Origin of the sequence: Fulvivirga lutimaris (genome assembly GCF_009711525.1) — a bacterium.
GTDB classification, from domain to species: domain Bacteria; phylum Bacteroidota; class Bacteroidia; order Cytophagales; family Cyclobacteriaceae; genus Fulvivirga; species Fulvivirga lutimaris.
On record NZ_SMLV01000034.1, the window covers coordinates 1 to 462 of the forward strand.

The 462-nt window shown below is 33.3% G+C and carries 1 protein-coding gene; it reads right to left on the reverse strand.

The window, feature by feature from the left end; genetic code table 11:
• Positions 1-445: WecB/TagA/CpsF family glycosyltransferase (locus E1140_RS00065; RefSeq protein WP_185153309.1), on the reverse strand; the 445-nt coding region annotated here is incomplete at its 3' end.
• Positions 446-462 lie beyond the last annotated feature (17 nt).

Consider the following 462-nt stretch of genomic DNA (forward strand, 5'->3'; position numbering starts at 1 on the left):
ATAAAAATGAAGCTATTGGATATTGTACAAAATACCGTGTAATTAATTTAGGCTCATCCCATATACGATAAATCCACCTTATATTCAGTAAGTTTATCCATTTAGGATAGTAGACCACATTTTTAGCCGACTGGTGCAAAAAACCTCCACAAGTAAAGCCTGTACCTCTCCACCCGGCTTCCTTAAGCTTTATTAGAAAATTCTCTTGAGTAGGTGTGCCCATACCAACAATTACAAATGATGGATTCAAAGAAACCATGTTGTCAATAACTAAATTTCGTTCGTCTTCATTTATGAAATAACCATTACGATAACCAATCAGGTTAATTGAAGGATATAAATCGAGAAAGTTTGAAACAGCTTTTTTAACACTATTTTCAGTCGTTCCAATTATATAAACTGAATCTTGAGAGTTATTTAAATCTTCCAATACTGTCTTTCCCATAGAAGTGTAATCGAAGC